This is a genomic window from Streptomyces sp. NBC_00984 (assembly GCF_045162475.1).
Classification (GTDB): domain Bacteria; phylum Actinomycetota; class Actinomycetes; order Streptomycetales; family Streptomycetaceae; genus Streptomyces.
Genome location: NZ_CP108734.1, coordinates 7,308,945 through 7,328,396 on the forward strand (window position 1 = coordinate 7,308,945; position 19,452 = coordinate 7,328,396).

The 19,452-nt window shown below is 72.3% G+C and carries 17 protein-coding genes and 5 tRNA genes; 14 read left to right on the forward strand and 8 right to left on the reverse strand.

Annotated elements, in window-relative coordinates:
- Positions 1-87 precede the first annotated feature (87 nt).
- The 3 genes from OG520_RS32700 (at position 88) to OG520_RS32710 (ending at position 2,461) form a co-directional block, all read left to right on the forward strand.
- Positions 88-1,260 (forward strand): glycerophosphodiester phosphodiesterase, encoded by a 1,173-nt coding sequence (locus OG520_RS32700; RefSeq protein WP_406015515.1) that lies wholly within the window; start codon positions 88-90, stop codon positions 1,258-1,260.
- Between the two features lie 94 nt (positions 1,261-1,354).
- Positions 1,355-1,921 (forward strand): sigma-70 family RNA polymerase sigma factor, encoded by a 567-nt coding sequence (locus OG520_RS32705; RefSeq protein WP_406015516.1) that lies wholly within the window; start codon positions 1,355-1,357, stop codon positions 1,919-1,921.
- A 36-nt stretch (positions 1,922-1,957) separates the two neighbouring features.
- Positions 1,958-2,461 (forward strand): GNAT family N-acetyltransferase, encoded by a 504-nt coding sequence (locus OG520_RS32710; protein WP_389974344.1) that lies wholly within the window; start codon positions 1,958-1,960, stop codon positions 2,459-2,461.
- Between the two features lie 19 nt (positions 2,462-2,480).
- Here OG520_RS32710 and OG520_RS32715 read toward each other — a convergent pair whose 3' ends face one another.
- Positions 2,481-2,918: a hypothetical protein gene (locus OG520_RS32715; protein ID WP_389974341.1), complete on the reverse strand. Its 438-nt coding sequence runs from the start codon at positions 2,916-2,918 to the stop codon at positions 2,481-2,483.
- Between the two features lie 2 nt (positions 2,919-2,920).
- Positions 2,921-3,280, reverse strand: a complete 360-nt coding sequence (locus tag OG520_RS32720; protein ID WP_266421820.1) for a hypothetical protein — start codon at positions 3,278-3,280, stop codon at positions 2,921-2,923.
- A gap of 604 nt (positions 3,281-3,884) precedes the next feature.
- Between OG520_RS32720 and OG520_RS32725 the strand changes: the two genes are divergently transcribed.
- From OG520_RS32725 to OG520_RS32760, 8 genes are all read left to right on the forward strand, one after another.
- Positions 3,885-4,946 carry a methionine ABC transporter ATP-binding protein gene (locus OG520_RS32725; protein WP_406015517.1) on the forward strand — a complete coding sequence of 354 codons (1,062 nt, stop codon included), beginning with the start codon at positions 3,885-3,887 and terminating at the stop codon, positions 4,944-4,946.
- Positions 4,943-5,614 carry a methionine ABC transporter permease gene (locus OG520_RS32730; protein ID WP_399332449.1) on the forward strand — a complete coding sequence of 224 codons (672 nt, stop codon included), beginning with the start codon at positions 4,943-4,945 and terminating at the stop codon, positions 5,612-5,614. Before OG520_RS32725 ends, OG520_RS32730 begins: the two co-directional genes overlap by 4 nt.
- A gap of 75 nt (positions 5,615-5,689) precedes the next feature.
- Positions 5,690-6,556 carry a MetQ/NlpA family ABC transporter substrate-binding protein gene (locus OG520_RS32735; protein ID WP_406015518.1) on the forward strand — a complete coding sequence of 289 codons (867 nt, stop codon included), beginning with the start codon at positions 5,690-5,692 and terminating at the stop codon, positions 6,554-6,556.
- A 140-nt stretch (positions 6,557-6,696) separates the two neighbouring features.
- On the forward strand, positions 6,697-7,344 hold the full coding sequence (locus tag OG520_RS32740; RefSeq protein WP_266421830.1) for a GNAT family N-acetyltransferase: 648 nt from the start codon (positions 6,697-6,699) through the stop codon (positions 7,342-7,344).
- A 106-nt stretch (positions 7,345-7,450) separates the two neighbouring features.
- A complete protein-coding gene (gene cbiE / locus OG520_RS32745; protein ID WP_406015519.1) occupies positions 7,451-8,689 on the forward strand; it encodes a precorrin-6y C5,15-methyltransferase (decarboxylating) subunit CbiE in 1,239 nt (412 codons plus the stop codon).
- 333 nt (positions 8,690-9,022) lie between these two features.
- Positions 9,023-12,520 carry a nicotinate-nucleotide--dimethylbenzimidazole phosphoribosyltransferase gene (cobT, locus tag OG520_RS32750; RefSeq protein WP_406015520.1) on the forward strand — a complete coding sequence of 1,166 codons (3,498 nt, stop codon included), beginning with the start codon at positions 9,023-9,025 and terminating at the stop codon, positions 12,518-12,520.
- A 248-nt stretch (positions 12,521-12,768) separates the two neighbouring features.
- Positions 12,769-14,025 (forward strand): uroporphyrinogen-III C-methyltransferase, encoded by a 1,257-nt coding sequence (gene cobA, locus OG520_RS32755; protein ID WP_406015521.1) that lies wholly within the window; start codon positions 12,769-12,771, stop codon positions 14,023-14,025.
- Positions 14,026-14,124: 99 nt separating this feature from the next.
- Complete coding sequence (locus tag OG520_RS32760) at positions 14,125-14,943, forward strand: RNA methyltransferase (protein ID WP_266421840.1); 819 nt, start codon at positions 14,125-14,127, stop codon at positions 14,941-14,943.
- Between the two features lie 4 nt (positions 14,944-14,947).
- Here OG520_RS32760 and OG520_RS32765 read toward each other — a convergent pair whose 3' ends face one another.
- Positions 14,948-16,279 (reverse strand): serine/threonine-protein kinase, encoded by a 1,332-nt coding sequence (locus tag OG520_RS32765; protein ID WP_406015522.1) that lies wholly within the window; start codon positions 16,277-16,279, stop codon positions 14,948-14,950.
- 606 nt (positions 16,280-16,885) lie between these two features.
- On the opposite strand from OG520_RS32765, the gene OG520_RS32770 reads away from it, so the two are divergent.
- From OG520_RS32770 to OG520_RS32780, 3 genes are all read left to right on the forward strand, one after another.
- The gene (locus OG520_RS32770) at positions 16,886-17,092 is read left to right on the forward strand and encodes a hypothetical protein (protein WP_266421846.1); all 207 of its coding nucleotides are present in this window, start codon (positions 16,886-16,888) and stop codon (positions 17,090-17,092) included.
- 446 nt (positions 17,093-17,538) lie between these two features.
- Entirely contained in the window at positions 17,539-18,510 is a 972-nt protein-coding gene (locus OG520_RS32775) for a phosphotransferase family protein (protein WP_399332436.1), read from the forward strand.
- A 68-nt stretch (positions 18,511-18,578) separates the two neighbouring features.
- Positions 18,579-18,863 carry a zf-TFIIB domain-containing protein gene (locus OG520_RS32780; RefSeq protein WP_406015523.1) on the forward strand — a complete coding sequence of 95 codons (285 nt, stop codon included), beginning with the start codon at positions 18,579-18,581 and terminating at the stop codon, positions 18,861-18,863.
- Between the two features lie 122 nt (positions 18,864-18,985).
- Here OG520_RS32780 and OG520_RS32785 read toward each other — a convergent pair.
- The 5 genes from OG520_RS32785 to OG520_RS32805 all read right to left on the reverse strand — a co-directional run bounded on the left by OG520_RS32785 (position 18,986) and on the right by OG520_RS32805 (position 19,431).
- Positions 18,986-19,060 (reverse strand) — tRNA-Val (locus OG520_RS32785).
- Positions 19,061-19,083: 23 nt separating this feature from the next.
- Positions 19,084-19,155, reverse strand: a tRNA-Val gene (locus OG520_RS32790).
- 19 nt (positions 19,156-19,174) lie between these two features.
- Positions 19,175-19,246, reverse strand: a tRNA-Val gene (locus tag OG520_RS32795).
- A gap of 1 nt (position 19,247) precedes the next feature.
- Positions 19,248-19,321 (reverse strand) — tRNA-Cys (locus OG520_RS32800).
- 37 nt (positions 19,322-19,358) lie between these two features.
- Positions 19,359-19,431 (reverse strand) — tRNA-Gly (locus OG520_RS32805).
- Positions 19,432-19,452: the final 21 nt, after the last annotated feature.

The window sequence follows — 19,452 nt, forward strand, 5'->3', positions numbered from 1 at the left end:
CGTCCAGGAGCTGCCCCCACGACGGTACCGCTGCCTACGCTCGGGCCTCGCCCGACAGGTGCCAGACATCACACGCGAGGAGCATTCATGACTGAGCGCGCGCAGGCCGGTCCCGGCCGCAGAACCATGCTGGGAGCGGGGGCCGCCGTACTGGGCACGGCCGCCCTCGGCCTGGCCGGCGGCCCGGCCGCCGCCGACAACGCGGCGAACACCGCCGGACGCCACGGTGGTCACGGCTTCCGCCTCGACCTGCCGGTGCCCACTGTCATCGGACACCGCGGCACCAGCGGCTACCGGCCCGAGCACACCCTCGGCTCCTACCAGCTGGCCCTCGACATGGGCGCGCACATCGTCGAGCAGGACCTGGTGCCGACCAAGGACGGCCACCTGGTATGCCGTCACGAGAACGACATCACCGCCACCACCGATGTCTCCGCCCACCCCGAGTTCGCGAGCCGCAGGACCACGAAGAAGGTCGACGGCGTCTCCCTCACCGGCTGGTTCACCGAGGACTTCACCCTCGCCGAACTGAAGACACTGCGGGCCAAGGAGCGCATCCCCGGCACCCGTCAGAAGAACACGCTCTACGACGGCCGCTGGGGGATCCCCACCTTCGAGGAGGTGCTGCGCTGGGCCGACCGGGAGGGCCGCAGGCGCGGAAAGCCCGTCTGGCTGTACGTGGAGACCAAGCACCCCACCTACTTCCGCGGCCTCGGCCTCGGACTCGAGGAGCCGCTCGCCAAGCTGCTGCGCCGCTACAACCGGCACCGTCAGCAGTCGCCGCTCATCCTCCAGTCCTTCGAGCCCGGCAGCATCCAGCGGCTGGCGCGGCTCGTCGCGACCCCGCGCGTCGTGCTGCTCTCCGGCGCGGGCGAGCGCCCCTGGGACTTCGTGACGTCCGGTGACCCGCGCACCGTGGCGGACCTGGTGAAGCCCGAGGGTCTGAAGTGGATGGCCTCCTTCGCGCAGGGCATCGGCCCCACCCTGGACCTGGTCATCCCCAAGGACGCCTCGGGGCGGCTCACCGCACCGACCACCCTGGTGAAGGACGCGCACGCCCAGGGCCTGGTCCTGCACCCCTACACCATGCGCAACGAGAACACCTTCCTTCCCGCCGACTTCCGGCGCGGCACGGACCCCAACGCCTACGGCGACGCGTTCGGCGCGTTCCGGACGTACTTCGCGACGGGCATCGACGGCGTCTTCTCCGACAACCCGGACACGGCCCTGCTCGCCGCGGCGGACTTCGCCGGGAAGTGACACCCGCGTCAGCACCCGGCCGGGGCGTGCCCCGGTCGGGTGGTGCTCGCCCGGTACGGCAACCGGCCGCGGGCGCGGGCGCGTCGGCCGGGGCATGACGCTTCTCGATCTTGCTCCCGCGGAACCCGCCCCGGCCCCCGCTTCCGTCGTCCGCGCCCTCTATCCGCTGGTGAGCGCCGAGGCCATGGCCGAGGCTGCCGCCTCGCTGACGGGCGCGGCGATCGAACCGGCCGATCTCGAACAGGCCGTCTGGCTGCGGCTGCTGGAGCGGCTCGCCGGGGAGGGGCCGCCGGTGGACCCGGCCCGCTGGGTGCGGGACGCCGTACGGGGAGAGGCCCGCAGGGCCCGTCGCACCGCCCGGCACGAACGCCCCTACCGCGACGACTCCGCCGCGGATCCGGCCGGCTGCCCCGAGCGGCTCGCCCTCTGCGCCGACGAACGCAGGGCGCTGCGCGCGGCGGTGGACCGGCTGCCCGGCAGGTGCGCCCGGCTGCTGGCGGCGATGCTCGCGCCCAGCGATCCCACCTACCGGGAAATCGCAGGGAAGTTGGGTATGTCACAGGGGAGTTTGGGCCCGATCCGTTCCCGTTGCCTTGGATGTCTGCGCAGAATGCTCGCGGCGGAGGTTGCGGCTCCTGAACTGCGGGGAAAGGAGCGTTAGACAACCGGTGGATCAGGTGGGCGGAGGCATGCGCACATGGGCATGAGCGTGATCATCTCGGCGGCGACGGCACAGGACGCCGAACAGATCTTGAAACTCCAGTACCTCTGCTTCCAGAGCGAGGCGGAGCTGTACGGGAACTACCGGATCGACCCGCTCGTCCAGACCCTCGACTCGTTGCACGCCGAGATCGCCACGAACCTGGTGTTCGTGGCGCGGCTGGGTGACGAGGTGGTGGGCTCGGTCCGGGGAACCATCGGTCAGGACGGCGCGGGGGAGATCGGCAGGCTCTGCGTCCACCCCCGGCTCCAGGGCCACGGTCTCGGTGCCCGGCTGCTGCGGGCGGCGGAGGCGGGACTCACCGACGAGCGGTCGGCCACCCGGTTCCGGCTGCACACCGGTCATCGCAGCGAGAGCAATCTCCGGCTCTACCGGCGGGCGGGATACGCCCCCGTGGGCAACGAGACCGGCCGGGACGGCGTCCTGATGATCCTGCTGGAGAAGGACGCCACCAAGCCCGCGTACGTGGCCAGCGCCTGAGAGGCTGTCGGGTGACCCGCTACGCCTTCCTCGCCCGGCGCAGCCACATCATCCCGGTGATCGGCAGGATCACTGGGATGAACAGGTACCCCATGCCGAAGTCGGACCAGACGGTGGCGTCCGCGAACGCCGAGGGCTCCGCCATCGTCCAGGTCCCGACGACCAGCACACCCAGCAGCTCGGCGGCGCAGCACACCAGCGCCGTCCTGCGCGCCTTCTCGCCCCCGCGCACCAGCGAGTACGTGATGAACCCGTACACGAGCGCGGCGACGGCCGACAGCACATAGGCGAGCGGGGCCTTGCCGAAGTCCAGGATCATCTGGACGATCGAGCGGGAGGCGGCCGCGACGGTGAACACCCCGTAGAACCAGACCAGGACCCGGCCGGGTCCCGTGCCGAGGTCGAAGGGCTGCTTCTCGCCGGTGGCCGCCGCGGGGGCGCGATCGGTGTCGGTCACGGTCAGTTTCCCCAGATGTCGTAGAGCCGTACTTCGAGGACGGCCAGCACGATCGCGCCCGCCGCCACCGTCACCGAACCCCACCGGGTCCGCTCGGTCAGCGACAGGAAACCGGCCGCGGGCACCGCGAGGAAGGCCCCGATCAGATACGCGATGAAGATCGTCATGCCCTGCTCGGGCCGTTCGCCCCGGGACAGCTGCACGATGCCCACCACCAGCTGGGCCAGTCCCAGCAGCGAGACCACGGCCATCCCGATGAAGTGCCAGTCCTTGGTCGGCTGGTCCCGGTACGCGGCGAATCCGCACCAGGCGGCGAGGGCGAGCGCGGCCACGGCGACCGCGACCGTCAGGGCGTCAAGCATGAGCCGAGGGTATTACGGACCGAACGACCCCCTGCGTGCGCCCCCGTCCCCGCCGGACCGCGGGCCCGACGGGCGGCACGGGCGGGAGTCGTGGCCTTGGCCACAACCCGCGACCGTTCCGAACCGGTCGCGGATGTGGCAACCGAAGCCCTGTCCGCCGTATCGACGCAGGTCACAGCCGGGGGAGCGGAAATACTGGCGACCGGCCGAACCGGCTCGCACCGCCATCCACGCCTGTCCGCTATTCGGACAGGCGGGTCGGGCGGAACGTTACGTCTGTTTTACTTGGGGCATGACCACGACGAGCAACCGCATCCTTGCGACCGAGGCGATCACGACGCCCGGTGCTCGTTGTATGTGTCGAATGCGCACCTTCTGAGGGCCCACGCCTGAGCCTCGCGCCCCGAAGCGAGACCGAGCCCGAGCCGTCCGCATCCAGCGGAACGAGCCTGCCCCAGCACCGCCGCCCGGCCACCCGCCGCCCCGAGCCGTGCCGAGACCCCCGCTTGGAACGTCCGATCGAAACGTCCAGACCGTCTCATCAGACGAATGCCCCGTGCCCGGCGGCCACCGCGCCGCGCACTCGACAGTGACGGAAACCCCTGTGATCACCACTTCGGGCCTCACGAAGGTCTACCAGTCGCGCGGCCGCGAGGTCACCGCCCTGGACGGCGTCGACCTGCACGTCCGCGAGGGCGAGGTGTACGGCGTCATCGGACAGAGCGGCGCCGGCAAATCCTCCCTGATCCGCTGCATCAACCTCCTGGAACGCCCCACCTCCGGCACCGTGACCGTGGGCGGCCAGGACCTCACCGCACTCGCCGGACGAGGCCGCCGGGCCGGCAGGGAACTGCGCGAGGCACGCAGCCGCATCGGCATGGTCTTCCAGCACTTCAACCTGCTGGCCTCCCGCACCGTCCAGGACAACGTCGAACTCCCGCTGGAGATCCTCGGCGTCTCCGGCCGGGACCGCTCCCGCAAGGCCCTCGAACTCCTCGGCCTGGTAGGCCTCGCCGACAAGGCCAAGGCCTACCCCGGCCAGCTCTCCGGCGGCCAGAAGCAGCGCGTCGGCATCGCCCGCGCCCTCGCCGGGGACCCCAAGGTCCTGCTCTCCGACGAGGCGACCTCGGCCCTCGACCCCGAGACCACCCGCTCCATCCTCCAGCTGCTGCGCGACCTCAACCAGCAGCTCGGCCTGACCGTCCTGCTCATCACGCACGAGATGGACGTCGTCAAGACGATCTGCGACTCCGCCGCGCTGATGCAGAAGGGACGTGTCGTCGAGTCCGGCACCGTCGGCGAACTGCTCGCCACCCCCGGCTCCGAACTGGCCCAGGAGCTGTTCCCCGTCGGTGGCACGGCCTCCGGCCCCGAGTGCACGGTCGTCGACGTCACCTTCCACGGCGACGCGGCCGGCCGGCCGGTGATCTCCCAGCTCTCGCGCACGTACAACATCGACATCTCGATCCTGGGCGCCGCGATGGACACCGTCGGCGGCAAGCAGATCGGCCGGATGCGCATCGAGCTGCCCGGCCGCTTCGAGGAGAACGTCGTCCCGATCGGCTTCCTGCGCGAGCAGGGCCTCCAGGCCGAGGTCGTCGAGAACGACGGCACCGCCATCCCCGTACAGACCCCCGCCCCGCTCACCAAGGAGGTGGCGAAGTGACCTGGTCCGAAATGCAGCCGCTGCTCACCCAGGGGACCATCGACACCCTCTACATGGTGCTCTGGTCCACGGTCGTCACCGTGCTCGTGGGACTGCCGCTCGGCGTCCTGCTGGTCCTCACCGACAAGGGCGGACTGCTCCGGAACACCCCGGTGAACAAGGTCATCGGCGTGATCGTGAACATCGGCCGCTCGCTGCCGTTCATCATCCTGCTCATCGCCCTGATCCCCTTCACCACCTGGGTCGTCGGCACCTTCATCGGCCCGTCCGCGATGATCGTTCCGCTCTCCGTCGGCGCCATCCCGTTCTTCGCCCGGCTCGTCGAGACCGCCGTCCGCGAGGTCGACCAGGGGCTCGTCGAGGCCGTCCAGTCGATGGGCGGATCCATCCCGACGATCGTCCGCAAGGTCCTGCTGCCGCAGGCGCTGCCCTCGCTCATCTCGGGCGTCACCACCACCGTCATCGTGCTCATCGGCTACTCCGCGATGGCCGGCGCGGTCGGCGGCGAAGGGCTCGGCTCCAAAGCCGTCACCTACGGATTCCAGCGCTTCGACAACCAGTTCATGCTCATCACCGTCGCGCTGCTGATCGTCATCGTGACCGTGATCCAGCTGATCGGCGACGGAGCCGTGCGCCTGCTGGCCCGCCGGGGCCGCACCACCTCCTGAGACCTCCTCTCCGCTCACAAGCCCGAACTCCTTGTCCGGGCGCACCACCCTCACCACCAGAAAGAGGCACTTTTCGTGCGTAAGAACATCAAGATCACCGCAGCTGCCGCTGCCACCGCCGCCATCGCCCTCGGCCTCACCGCCTGCGGTACGTCGTCCGACCCGGGCGCCAAGAGCGGGACCGGCGCCAAGGCCGACACCTCCAAGGCGCTCGTCGTCGCCGCGTCCCCGACGCCGCACGCCGACATCCTGGACTTCGTCAAGAAGAACCTGGCGGAGAAGGCGGGCCTCAAGCTCGAGGTCAAGGAGTTCACGGACTACGTCCTGCCGAACACCGCCACCGAGACCGGCCAGGTCGACGCCAACTTCTTCCAGCACCAGCCGTACCTCGACGACTTCAACAAGAAGAAGAACACCCACCTCGTCCCGGTCGGCACCGTCCACCTGGAGCCCCTCGGCCTGTACTCCAAGAAGGTCAAGGACCTGAAGGACATCAAGGCCGGCCAGACCGTCGCCGTCCCCAACGACACCACCAACGAGGGCCGCGCCCTCCAGCTCCTCGCCGAGAACGGCCTCATCACCCTCAAGGCCGGCGTCGGCACCAGCGCCAAGCTGAGCGACATCACCGACAAGAAGGGCCTGGAGTTCAAGGAGCTGGAGGCCGCGACCGTGCCCCGCGCCCTGAACGACGTCGACGCCGCTGTCATCAACGGCAACTACGCGATCGAGGCCGACCTCAAGCCCTCCAAGGACGCCCTGGTGCTCGAAAAGGCCGACGGCAACCCCTACGCCAACATCATCGCAGTGAAGAAGGGCAACGAGAAGGACCCCCGCGTCCAGAAGCTCGTGAAGCTCCTGCACTCCGACGAGGTCAAGAAGTTCATCGAGGACACCTACCAGGGCTCCGTCGTCCCGGCCTTCGGCACCGCCGCCAAGTCCTGACACCCGCACGGCATTTGTCCCAGGAGCCCCGCGCACCCCACCGAGGGGGCGCGGGGCTCCGTCGTACGGACCCGCCCATGCGCGACATCGGGCCGATGCTGCATGCTGTGCCTTTAACGGTCTTCGGCATGGAGCTGCGCATGACTTCCACCTTTCCGGACATCTCCATCAGCACGGATCGGTTGGTGCTGCGCCCCTTCGACATGGCGGACGTCCCCGCGTACATCGAGATGATGAACGACGAGCTGGTCGTCGCCTGGACCGAGGCCCCCCACCCCTACACCCAGGTCGACGCCGAACGCTGGGTCCGCCGGATCGCTCCCGCCCAGCGCACCACCGGCGACGGCATCGTCCTCGCCGTCACCGAATTCCTCACCCAGCGGCTCGTCGGCTCGGTCCGGCTCCGCAACACCGACTGGCGCACCCTCGCCACCGAGGCCGCCTACATCACCGCCCCCTGGGCCCGCGGCGAGGGATACGCCACCGAGTCCGTGCTGGCGGTGGCCCAGTGGCTCTTCCGGGACCAGGGCTTCGAGCGCATCGAACTGCGCACCGCCGCCGACAACACCGCCTCCCAGCAGGTCGCCCAGAAGCTCGGCTGCATCAGCGAGGGAGTCCTGCGCAACGCCCGCATAGCGCGCACCCGGACCGAGAACGGCACGGACGGCGGCTGGACCGACATCCGGACCGACCTGATCGTCTGGGGCCTGCTTCCCGAGGACCTCGAAGGCGTCGCCGAGCAGCTCGCCGACGCGGGCGGCTACGGCGCCTACAACGACTGGAACTGACCCCGCGAAGGGGCCCTGACCCCAGGTCGGCACGGACCGGGTACTCTCACCCTGCCCGCCCTCACCAACATCCCCACCTGCGACGACTCCAGGAGACTGACGACAGATGGCCGATCGGGTCACCGTGATCGGCTGGGACGGCTCGCCACTGACCGGAGCGGCCACGGCCGCCCTCTCGGCCGCCACGCTCGTCGCCGGAGCCGCCCACCACCTCGCACTCCCCGAAGTCCCGGCGAACGCCGAACGGATCCGCCTGGGCTCCATCGACCTGGCCGCCCGCCGGATCGCCGGCCACCGGGGCAGCGCCGTGGTCCTCGCCGACGGGGACCCCGGCTACTTCGGCGTCGTACGCAACCTCCGCGCACCCGAACACGGCCTGGAGGTCGAGGTCGTCCCGGCCGTGTCCTCCGTCGCCGCCGCGTTCGCCCGCGCGGGAATGCCGTGGGAGGACGCCCGGACGGTCGTCGCCCACCCCCGCACCCTGCGCCGCGCCGTCAATGTCTGCCGCGCCCACCACAAGGTCGCCGTCCTCACCTCGCCCGGCGCGGGCCCCGCCGAACTCGCCCTGCTCCTGGAAGGCGTCCACCGCACCTTCGTCATCTGCGAGGAACTCGGCACCGCCCGCGAACAGGTCACCGTCGTCACCTCCGACAAGGCCGCCGACCACGTCTGGCGCGATCCCAACGTGGTCATCGTCATCGGCGGCGGTCCCGAACCGCAGGCCACCGGCGCCTGGATCGCCGGCAGCCACCCCGCCCACCCCCACGGCGTACGCGGCTGGGCACTGCCCGCGGAGGCCTACCCGGGCAGTGCCACCGAGGGCGGCGGGGAGAACGGCGAAGGCGAGTCCCCGGGGCTTCGCGCCGCCCAACTGGCCCGCCTGGGCCCCCGGACCGGCGACCTCCTCTGGGACATCGGATCCGGCAGCGGGGCCCTGGCCGTGGAGGCCGCCCGCTTCGGCGCGGCGGTCCTGGCCGTCGACAGCGACCCGGCCGCCTGTGCCCGTACCGCCGCGGCGGCACGGGCGTTCGGGGTCCAGCTCCAGGTCGTCGAGGGCCGGGCCCCCCATGTGCTGGAACGGCTGCCGGAACCCGACGTCGTACGGATCGGGGGCGGCGGGGTCCCCGTCGTCACCGCCGTCACCGAACGTCGGCCGGAGCGCATCGTGACCCATGCCTCGACGCGGGACGAGGCCGAGGCGCTCGGAGCCGCCCTGGGCGGGAACGGATACACCGTCCGGTGCTCGCTCCTCCAGTCCGTCGAACTCGACACGGCCGCTTGGTCGGAGCGCGAACGCTCGGTCGTGTTTCTCCTCTCGGCGCTGCGCTCGGACCTCGCCCCGTGACCCGGTCGGCGTACAGCGGGAGGTAGGCTGGCCGATCGTTGCACCGCGCCTGGATGTTCGTCGCTTCGTTCGTCAATGTCCGGAAAAGGGGACCGTTTTGGCCCCCGCTGTGGTACGGCAGAACCGGGGGATGCGCGACGTGGCGCAGTCCACAGCGGGCCGTGGCGAAATGAGCTGCCGCGGCGGCGAACAGCCGCGAGAATGCAGTATGTCCGCGACCGATTCGTGCCGCGCGGCGAGCCCGCTCGTTCTTGTTGACGAGCACCGGCCTGCCGTGTTCGGGCGTCCCGGGCGAAGGGCCGAAGGAGCACTGACGATGGGCGAGGGGTACGCATGAGTGACACCGGCCAGATCCCGGGTGAGGGACTGCCGGAGAACGCAGGCATGGTGGAGCAGCCGGGCGTCGCCGCCCCGGATGCCTACGCCTACCTCGCTCCCTCCGAGCATGTCTCCGAGGACGACGACCTCCTCCTGATGCCGAGCTCCCAGGGCGCCTGGAGCGACCCGCAGGCCGTACCGGCCCCGGGCCAGTACCCCGAGGGCGTCGTCGCCCAGGCGCCCTTGCCCGGACCGGGCGCCTACCAGGCCCAGGCCGTGGCACAGCCCTATGCCCAGTCGGCCGGCGAGACCCCCGCGCAGCCCCAGGGACCCGTCCAGGTCCAGGTGCAGGAGCCCGTCCAGACACAGGCCCCGGACGCGTACACCGCTCAGCAGGTGGTGGCGGAGCCGCTGCCCGAGACCGGCCAGGGGACTCATGAGTCCGGCGGCCGCGACTCCGGTTCGGTCGACCTGAGGGGCGTACGCATTCCGTCGCCCACCCCGGCCCCTGCCCCGGCGGCCCAGGGCCAGGCACAGGCGCCGGTGCGCCGACCGCTGCACCGCGGCCCGGTCGCGGCCGACGGCTCGCCGTCCTACGGCGGGACGCCGACCGGCGGAGTGGTGCGCTCGCTCGCCGACCGCGGACCCGCGGGCGCGCCCCGGACGCAGACCCGGACCCCGGCCCCCGCGAGGCACGCCGGTCCGCCGACCACCGGCCCGGAGTACTTCGAGGCGCCGGGCGAGGACGCGTCCGCACTGCCGGGCCCGCAGCTCGGGGAGATCCTGCCGCAGGGCGGCAGCCCGTGGGCGGCCCAGCCGCCGCAGCCGGAGGCCGCACCGGTGGCCGCAGAGCCGGTCGTTCCGGAGCCGGTCGCCGAGTCGGTACCGGCGGCACAGCCGGTCGCCGAGCCGATGCCGGCGGCGCAGCCGGTTCAGGCCGCTCCGGCCGTGGTGCCGGAGGCCGAGGCCGCTCCGGTCGCGGTCACTCCCACCGCCGAGCCGGTACCGGCCGCGGTCGAGACGCCCGCCGAAGTGCCCGTCGACGCCGGGGCGCCCGCCGAAGCGGTCGTGCCGCAGGACGCCGCGGAAGCCGTTCCCATGGGCCGGTTCGTGCCCGTCGAGGGTTCGGTGCCGACGACTCCGCATCTGGCCCCGACGCCCGTGGCGGAGCAGACCGTAGAGGCGGAGCCCGCGGCCGAGCCCGAGCCCGAGGCCAAGCCCGTGGCTATCGCCGTGGAGCCCGTGCAGACCCCTCAGCCGGACGTCGCAGCGGCCGTGGAGGCCGCGGACGACGTGACGGCCGGAGGAGTCGTCGAGCCTTCCGAGGCCGCGAACACCGAGCCCGTCGCGACCCCTGAGGTCGTCCAGGCCGTCGAACCGGTCGTGAACGCCGAAGCCGTCGAGGCCATCGAGAACGCCGCGCCCGCCGAAGCCCCCGAGCCGATCCCCGCGCCCGCGCCCGTCCCCGCGCCCGAGGCCGAGGTGCTGACGGCGCCCGAGCCGGAGGCCGAACAGGGTCCGGAGGTCATCGAGACCCCGGACATCACGGCCCCCTCGGACGCCGCGGACATCGTGGACACCGCGGACACCGTGGAAGCCGCCCCTCTCGCGGAGCCCGCAGCGGTGGCGCCCGGTACGACGGAGACCACGGAGGCCCCGGAGACCGGGCACGTGGAATCCGTGCAGCCCGAAGCCTGGACCGAGGAGTCCGCCGAGGCGGGAACCCCTGAGCAGGAGGCCCCCGAGGCGTCCGAGTCCGACGAGGCCGCCGCTCCCGCCGGCCCGCCGGCCCCCGGCTACGACGACGCCGAGCGCGAGGCGGTGCTCCGCGTCATGCGTGAGCGCCGCGACATCCGCAACGGCTTCCGCAACGACCCCATCCCGCACGAGGTCCTGCTCCGCGTCCTCGAAGCCGCGCACACGGCGCCCAGCGTCGGCCACTCGCAGCCCTGGGACTTCGTCGTCATCCGCTCGGCGGAGACCCGCCGCTCCATGCACGAACTGGCACAGCGCCAGCGTGACGCCTACGCGAAGTCGCTGCCCAAGGGCCGGGCCAAGCAGTTCAAGGAACTGAAGATCGAGGCCATCCTCGACACCCCGGTGAACATCGTCGTCACCGCCGACCCCACCCGCGGCGGCCGCCACACCCTCGGCCGGCACACCCAGCCGCAGATGGCCCCGTACTCCTCCGCGCTCGCCGTCGAGAACCTCTGGCTCGCCGCGCGCGCCGAGGGACTCGGTGTCGGCTGGGTCAGCTTCTTCGACGAGCGCGAAATGGTCCGCGCCCTGGGCCTGCCCGAGCACCTCGAAGTCGTCGCCTACCTGTGTGTGGGCTACGTCGACGAGTTCCCCGAGGAGCCCGAGCTGATGCAGGCGGGCTGGTCCAAGCGCCGCCCGCTGTCCTGGGTCGTCCACGAGGAGACCTACGGCCGCCGCGCCCTGCCCGGCGAGGAGCCGCACGACCTGCTGCAGGAGACCATCTCCAACATCCGCCCGCTGGACGCCAAGGCGCTCGGCGAGGCGTGGGAACGCCAGAAGCGGATGACCAAGCCGGCCGGCGCGCTCGGCATGCTGGAGATCATCTCGGCGCAGCTGTCCGGGCTCTCCCGGATGTGCCCGCCGCCGATCCCGGAGCCCGCGGCCGTCGCGATCTTCGCGGGCGACCACGGGGTGCACGCCCAGGGCGTCACGGCCTGGCCGCAGGAGGTCACCGGCCAGATGGTCGCCAACTTCCTCGGCGGCGGCGCGGTCTGCAACGCCTTCGCGGCCCAGGTCGGCGCCGAGGTGTGCGTGGTCGACGTCGGCGTGGCCATGGAGCTGCCCGCGACGCCCGGTCTGCTGCCCCGCAAGGTGCGCGCCGGAACGGCCGACTTCACGACCGGCCCCGCGCTCACCCGCGAGGAGGTGCTCGCGGCGATCGAGGTCGGCATCGAGACCGCCCGCGATCTGGTCGCGGCAGGCAACAAGGGCCTGCTCACCGGCGAGATGGGGATCGCCAACACCACGGCGTCGGCCGCGCTGATCTGTGTGTACACGGGCATGGACCCGGCCGAGGTGACCGGTCGCGGTACCGGCATCAACGACGAGATGCACGCCCGCAAGGTGGACGTGGTCCGCCGCGCCCTCGAACTCCACCAGCCCGACCCGGCCGACCCGATCGGTGTCCTGGCAGCGGTCGGCGGCCTGGAGCACGCCGCGATGGCCGGCTTCCTGCTGGGCGGCGCCTCGCTCCGTACGCCCGTCATCCTCGACGGCGTGAGCGCGGGAGCCGCGGCCCTGGTCGCCCGTGCCATCGCCCCCGAGGCCCTGGCCGCCTGCATCGCGGGCCACCGCAGCGCCGAGCCCGGCCATGTCGCCGCGCTCAACAAGCTGGGCCTGCGCCCGCTGGTCGACCTCGACCTCCGCCTCGGCGAAGGAACGGGCGCGCTGCTGGCGCTCCCGATCGTGCAGAGCGCGGCGCGGGCGATGCACGAGGTGGCGACGTTCGACTCGGCGGGCGTCACCGAGAAGTAGTACGTCACCGAGAAGCAGTACACGGCCATGCTCGGCCCGGACCGGCGCCTCGGGCGCCCGGTCCGGGCCGAGCCACGGTTCAGGGCAGGGGCCGAGCTCCGCGCAGCGGCCCCCGCCCGCTCCACCGGCCCGCCCCGCGCCCCGAAACACCCCGTATCGTGGACGCACGCCCTGCAAAACCGCACGTCACAGCCGCTCCACCGTCGCAGCGGCCCGCACCCCGCATCGCACGAGGAGTCCGCACCGCCATGGCCGAGCACGCCGATCACCCCGCGTACCCCGTCGGACTGCGCCTGAGCGGGCGCCGCGTCGTCGTCGTCGGCGGCGGCCAGGTCGCGCAGCGCCGCCTCCCGGCGCTCATCGCGGCCGGCGCCGACATCACCCTCGTGTCGCCGTCCGCGACCCCCTCCGTCGAGGCGATGGCCGACGCCGGTGAGATCCGCTGGGAGCGCCGCCGGTACGCGGACGGGGACCTGACCGACACCTGGTACGCGCTCATCGCCTCCGACGACGACGCCGCGAACGACGCCGCGTCCGCCGAGGCCGAGCGCACCCGCACCTGGTGCGTGCGCAGTGACAACGCCGACGTGGCCACCGCCTGGACCCCGGCCACCGGCCGCAGCGAGGGCGTGACCGTCGCCGTCCTCTCCACCGACGCCCAGGGCCGCGACCCGCGCCACTCCGCCGCCGTCCGCGACGCCATCGTCGAGGGACTGCGCGACGGCACGCTCGCCGCCCCGCACCACCGCGCCCGGCCCACCCCCGGTGTCTCCCTGGTCGGCGGCGGTCCCGGCGACCCCGACCTGATCACCGTGCGCGGCCGTCGCCTCCTCGCCGAGGCCGACGTGGTCATCGCCGACCGGCTCGGCCCGCGCGACCTGCTCGACGAACTGCCGCCGCACGTCCAGGTGATCGACGCGGCGAAGATCCCGTACGGCCGCTTCATGGCGCAGGAGGCGATCAACCAGGCGCTCATCGAGCACGCCAGGGCGGGCAAGGCCGTCGTACGGCTCAAGGGCGGCGACCCGTTCGTCTTCGGCCGGGGTATGGAGGAGGCCCAGGCGCTCGCCGCCGAAGGCATCCCGTGCACCGTCGTCCCCGGCATCTCCAGCTCGATCTCGGTACCCGGCGCGGCCGGAATCCCCGTCACCCACCGAGGCGTCGCCCATGAGTTCACCGTCGTCAGCGGTCATGTCGCCCCCGACGACGAGCGCTCGCTGGTCGACTGGGCGGCGCTCGCGCAGCTGCGCGGCACCCTCGTGCTGCTGATGGCCGTCGACAAGATCGGCGCCATCGCGAAGGCCCTCGTCGCCCACGGCAAGTCCCCGGACACCCCGGTCGCCCTGGTCCAGGAGGGCACCACGGCATCCCAGCGCCGCGTCGACGCGACCCTGGCGACCGTCGCCGAACGGGCCGCCGCCGAAGAGGTACGTCCACCGGCCGTCATCGTCATCGGCGAGGTCGTCGCCGTCGGCACGGGCGCCACGCCGCACCCCGCCGAGTAGCCGGCCAGGACGCCTCCGCACCCCCACCGAGTAACCAGCGGTAACGGATCTTCTCCCGAGCCGTTGGCACCACACACCGGACAAGGCAGTATCGAACCCGTGGCTGATCTCATCACCGTCGACGACCCCGACGACCCCCGCCTGCGCGACTACACCGGACTCACCGACGTCGAACTCCGGCGCAGACGGGAGCCCGCCGAGGGCCTCTTCATCGCCGAGGGCGAGAAGGTGATCAGACGCGCCAGGCACGCCGGGTACGAGATGCGGTCGATGCTGCTCTCGGCGAAGTGGGTCGACCTGATGCGCGACGTCATCGACGAGGTCCCGGCCCCGGTGTACGCGGTCAGCCCCGAGCTCGCCGAGCGCGTCACCGGCTACCACGTCCACCGCGGCGCCCTCGCGTCGATGCAGCGCAAGCCGCTGCCGACGGCCGACGAACTGCTGACGACGACCCGCCGGGTGGTCGTCATGGAGGCCGTCAACGACCACACCAACATCGGGGCGATCTTCCGCAGCGCCGCCGCTCTCGGCATGGACGCCGTACTGCTCTCCCCGGACTGCGCCGACCCGCTCTACCGGCGCTCCGTCAAGGTCTCGATGGGAGCGGTCTTCTCCGTCCCCTACGCCCGTCTCGACACCTGGCCCAAGGACCTGGAGGCCGTACGCGAAGCGGGCTTCAGGCTCCTCGCGCTGACCCCGGACGAGAAGGCCGGAAGCATCGACGAGGCGGCACCGCACCGGATGGACAAGGTGGCGCTGATGCTGGGCGCCGAGGGCGACGGGCTGTCCACCCGGGCCCTGGTCGCCGCCGACGAATGGGTACGCATCCCGATGGCGCACGGCGTCGACTCGCTCAACGTGGGAGCGGCCGCGGCGGTCGCGTTCTACGCGGTGGCATCGGGCCGCCCGCAGAACTGACCGGCTACCGGAGCTGCCGGCTCTGGGGCGGGGTCTCGACCTGGGTCTGCGTCCGGGTCTCGTTCCGCCCCGGATCCGTGCCCAGCCCGCGCGAGGGCCCCTGGCAGCCCTGGGCCGCCGCGATGCCGAGCGCCACCAGCAGCGTCACCACGACGAAGACGACGAGCCGCTGCCGCAGCAGCCGCGGATTGGCGGGACGCAGCCCCGCCGAATTCGTACGGGTCCCGGGCCGCGTACCCGGCCGGCCGTTCGTCCCCTGCGGGCGCCTGCCGGGCCGGGTGGTGTCGCGCGGCGGCCGCTGCTGGTGAGGACGCGAACCACCGGTCCGGGGCGACCCCGTCCGCGACGACGAGGACGGCCTGCTGCTCTGCGGTTGCTTCTGCTTCTGCTGACGGGGCGCGGGAGGAGCCGAACGCCGCGTCTGCTGCTCGGTGTACGGGCCGTCGAGACGGCCGGTCGGCCGGTCCAGCTCCTGTGCCGAACGCTGCACGGGCGGCCGGCTCTCGTGCAGCCCCTGCGCCTCCCGCGCCGCGATCTCCTTGAGCCGCATGGAGAGTTGGAGCGTGCTCGGCCGCTCCTCGGGGTCCTTGGCCAGGCAGGCGCTCACCAGCGGGGCGAGCGCGTCGTGCACGTCGTGCAACTGAGGCTCCTCGTGCACCACGCGGTACAGCATCACCTCGGAACTGCCGTGCCCGAAAGGCGAGTCGGCCATGGCCGCGTACGCAAGCGTGGCACCGAGCGAGAACACATCGGTGGCGGGTGTCACGGCCGCGCCGCGCACCTGCTCGGGTGCGAGGAATCCCGGCGAACCCACCGCCGTACCGACATGGGTGAGGGTGGAGGCCCCGGTCGCCCAGGCGATGCCGAAGTCGATGATCCGGGGGCCTTTGGGGGAGAGGAGGATGTTCGACGGCTTCAGGTCACGGTGGACGACACCGGCCTCGTGCACCGCCACCAGGCCCTCGGACAGCGCGGCCCCGATCGAGGCCACCTCGGCCGCCGACAGCGGCCCCTCCTCGGCCACCTTGTCGTGCAGCGAGGGCCCCGGGACGTATTGCGTGGCGAACCACGGACGGTCCGCCTCCAGGTCCGCGGCCACCAGACGCGCGGTGCAGCCGCCACGGATCCGCCGGGCGGCGGACACCTCGCGCGCGAAACGGGAACGGAACTCCTGGTCCTCCGCCAGATCCGGGCGGATCACCTTCAGCGCCACCCGCTGGCCCCGCCGGTCCGAACCCAGGTAGACGACGCCCATGCCGCCTGCCCCGAGCCGCCGGTGCAGCCTGAACGAGCCGACGACACGCGGGTCCTCGCGCCGGAGCCGCATCATCGCCATGTCTGCCCATCCCCGCTGCCTGGTCCGCCTGACGAGGCACAGCTTACGTACCTGGCGCCCGGGGTGCTCAGAGGCCGCGCCCTCGCCGGTCGATCGATTGTCGGTGCGCGGCACGGCCGATGACAGGGCGTCCGGCCGGAGCGGATTCCCTGCCGGACGGGCCCGGACCCCAAGGCGGTTGCGGCGACGGGTGGTTGGAGGTGCACGGGCCGGCCGGCCGGTCGTCGCGCGCCCCGGCCCGGACGGCCGCGCGCGGCCCCCGCCGGCGCCCCGGGGCCGACAGCCGGGAACCCGGTGAATGAAGGGTGAGTGAAGTCACGGTGACCGTGGCCGTGCGCACCCGCGGGCCGCGCCGTGCAACGACTCCGACGCCGCGAGAAGTTCGCCGCGCCCCCTCCGGGATGTCCCCGGGGTCAGGCGCCCGGTCTCCACCCAGGGGAGTACGCCGAAGGACCGGGGCTCATCCTCCGGGAGGCCCGGCAATCGGTACGCGGGCATGACGCCCTCCGCCCCGCGCGTCCCTAATGTTGAGGTCAAGCGGCGGGTGCAGCACTCGTCCCCCGAGGTCACACGCCCGCCGCCCCACATCGAGTCAGGAGAGGAACCATGGCGGACACGGCAACGCGGACCATGATCCGCACGGAACGCAGGGGCCATGCCTCGTTCGGCAGCCGCCCGTCGTCCGGTACGCGCCACCCACTCGTGGCGACGGCAATGGTTCTTCCTCTGGCGGCCCTGCTCGTGGTCGTCTTCGGCGGCTGGGACGCAGTGGTCACACAGGCGTCGTCCGTGGGCGTGATGCTGGGGCGCTGAGCGGCGCCCCGGGTCCGGAAGAGCGGTCCGGACCGGGACATCCGGCCAACAACCCCGTGGGGACGGGGGTGCGGCGGACGGCAGCGTTTGTCCGGTCAGCTGGGGAGCTGACCGGACATCGCGCTGTCCGGGGCCGTTCGCAACGCGGCGGTGATCGCACCGGACGGCCTAGGGCCTGTCCGGCGGATCATGGCCGGGGTCGCGGCGGCTGACACGGCACCTCGCAGCGTTGCCGAAACGTCCGAATAGCTCCGCTATTAGGACGCTCCGGCGCCTTGCGATGCACCGCACCAGCCGCCGCACCCTGTCCGACCCTGATCCGCCGGACAGGCCCTAGGCGCCGCCGTGACGCTCTGCCCGTCCGCGACCCCGCACGGCGCGCGTACGCTCATCGGCGGGCCCGCGCCGATCGGGCCACCCGCATCTGTCCGCCACCGGGGGAGACCGTGACCACCGCAGTCGTACGCGCGCTGGGCGCCCTCGCCCACCGGGCCGCCCACGCACACCCCGAGGACCCCTGCGCCTGTCCGCCCCCTACGGTGCTCGCGGACCGTGCGGACGGCACGGTGGTCCGCAGCGGGGGCGTCGTCGCCAAGGCCCACGCCCCCGGCACGGACACCCCCGGCCTGCTCACCCGCCTGACCCTCGCCAACGATCCGCACCTCACCGGCATCCTGCTCGCCCCGCTGGCACCCCACCCCGCCGCACCGTCCGCCCCCCTCCACGACCGCCCCGTCACGCTGTGGCCGCACGGCCGACCCGTCGACCCCGGCGACCCGGACGGAGCCCCCTGGGAAGAAGCCGCCGCTCTGCTGGCCGGGCTGCACCGGGCCCCGGCCCCGCCCTCCCCCGCACTCCCGCCCATGCGGGGCCCCGCGAAGGCCGCGCTCGCCGTCGCCCGGATGCGCGCCGCCCGGCCGGCCGACCCGGCCACCGCCCCCGTACTCGAAGCCTGGCACCGCCTGCCGGCCTGGGCCCGCGACGAAGCCGCTGCACCCCCGCACCGTTCGCGCTTCCTCTGCCACGGAGATCTGCACCTCGGCCAGCTCGTCCGCCACCCGGCCCCGCACGGACCCTGGCTGCTCATCGACGTCGACGATGCCGGTCTCGGGGACCCCGCCTGGGACCTCGCCCGCCCCGCCGCCTGGTACGCGGCCGGGATCCTGCCCCCCGAGGTCTGGCTCCGCTTCCTGGACGCCTACCGGGCGGCGGGCGGCCCCGCCGTACGGGCCGAGGGCGATCCCTGGCCGGAGCTGGATGTGCCGGCCCGCGCCCTGACCGTCCAGGCCGCCGCGCTGGCCTTCGCCAAGTCCGCGGCGGAAGACCGGAATCCGGATGAAGTGGAGCAGACGATGATCGACGCCTGTGCCCGAATCGCATCCCTCCCGCCCGAGTTGGCCGCCGAACACTCGTCGTAGGCTGAACCGACCGTCGACGGGCATGCATTCCGGCGACGGCGACCCGACGGCGAGGAGTGAGCCGAACCATGCAGTGTCCCAAGTGCCACGCGCAGATGCACACGTACAACCGCAACGGCATACAGATCGAGCAGTGCAGCGGCTGCCGGGGAATCTTCCTCGACTACGGCGAGCTGGAGTCCCTCACCCGCATCGAGGCGCAGTGGACGCAGCAGGCCCCGCCCGCACCGCCGGCCCCGCAGGCCTACCCGGCCGCCCCGACGCCCGCCTGGGGTGCCCCGCAGCACCACGGCGGCCACCACGGCGGTCACTACCGGCACAAGAGCTTCGGCCGCATGCTCTTCTCGTCCTGAACGGACCGGCGCCCGACCGCGGGCCCGGACGCCTTCCGTCCGGGCCCGCAGTGCGCCCGTACCGGCAACTCGTACGCCGGGAACGACAAAGCCCCGGTCGTCGGGACGACCGGGGCTTTTGCTGGTGCGCGATACTGGGATTGAACCAGTGACCTCTTCCGTGTCAGGGAAGCGCTCTCCCGCTGAGCTAATCGCGCAGGGTGAACCTGCGTGTACTGCGTGCGCGATACTGGGATTGAACCAGTGACCTCTTCCGTGTCAGGGAAGCGCTCTCCCGCTGAGCTAATCGCGCGGGGACCCTTGCGGATCAGTGGACGATACTGGGATTGAACCAGTGACCTCTTCCGTGTCAGGGAAGCGCTCTCCCGCTGAGCTAATCGTCCTTGGAGGTGGAGACGGGATTTGAACCCGTGTAGACGGCTTTGCAGGCCGTTGCCTCGCCTCTCGGCCACTCCACCAGGAGTGAGGGCTCGGGAAGATCCCCCACTTTCTGCGAGCGGACGACCAGGTTCGAACTGGCGACCTCAACCTTGGCAAGGTTGCGCTCTACCAACTGAGCTACGTCCGCTTGTCTTTCCCGGTCCGCTTG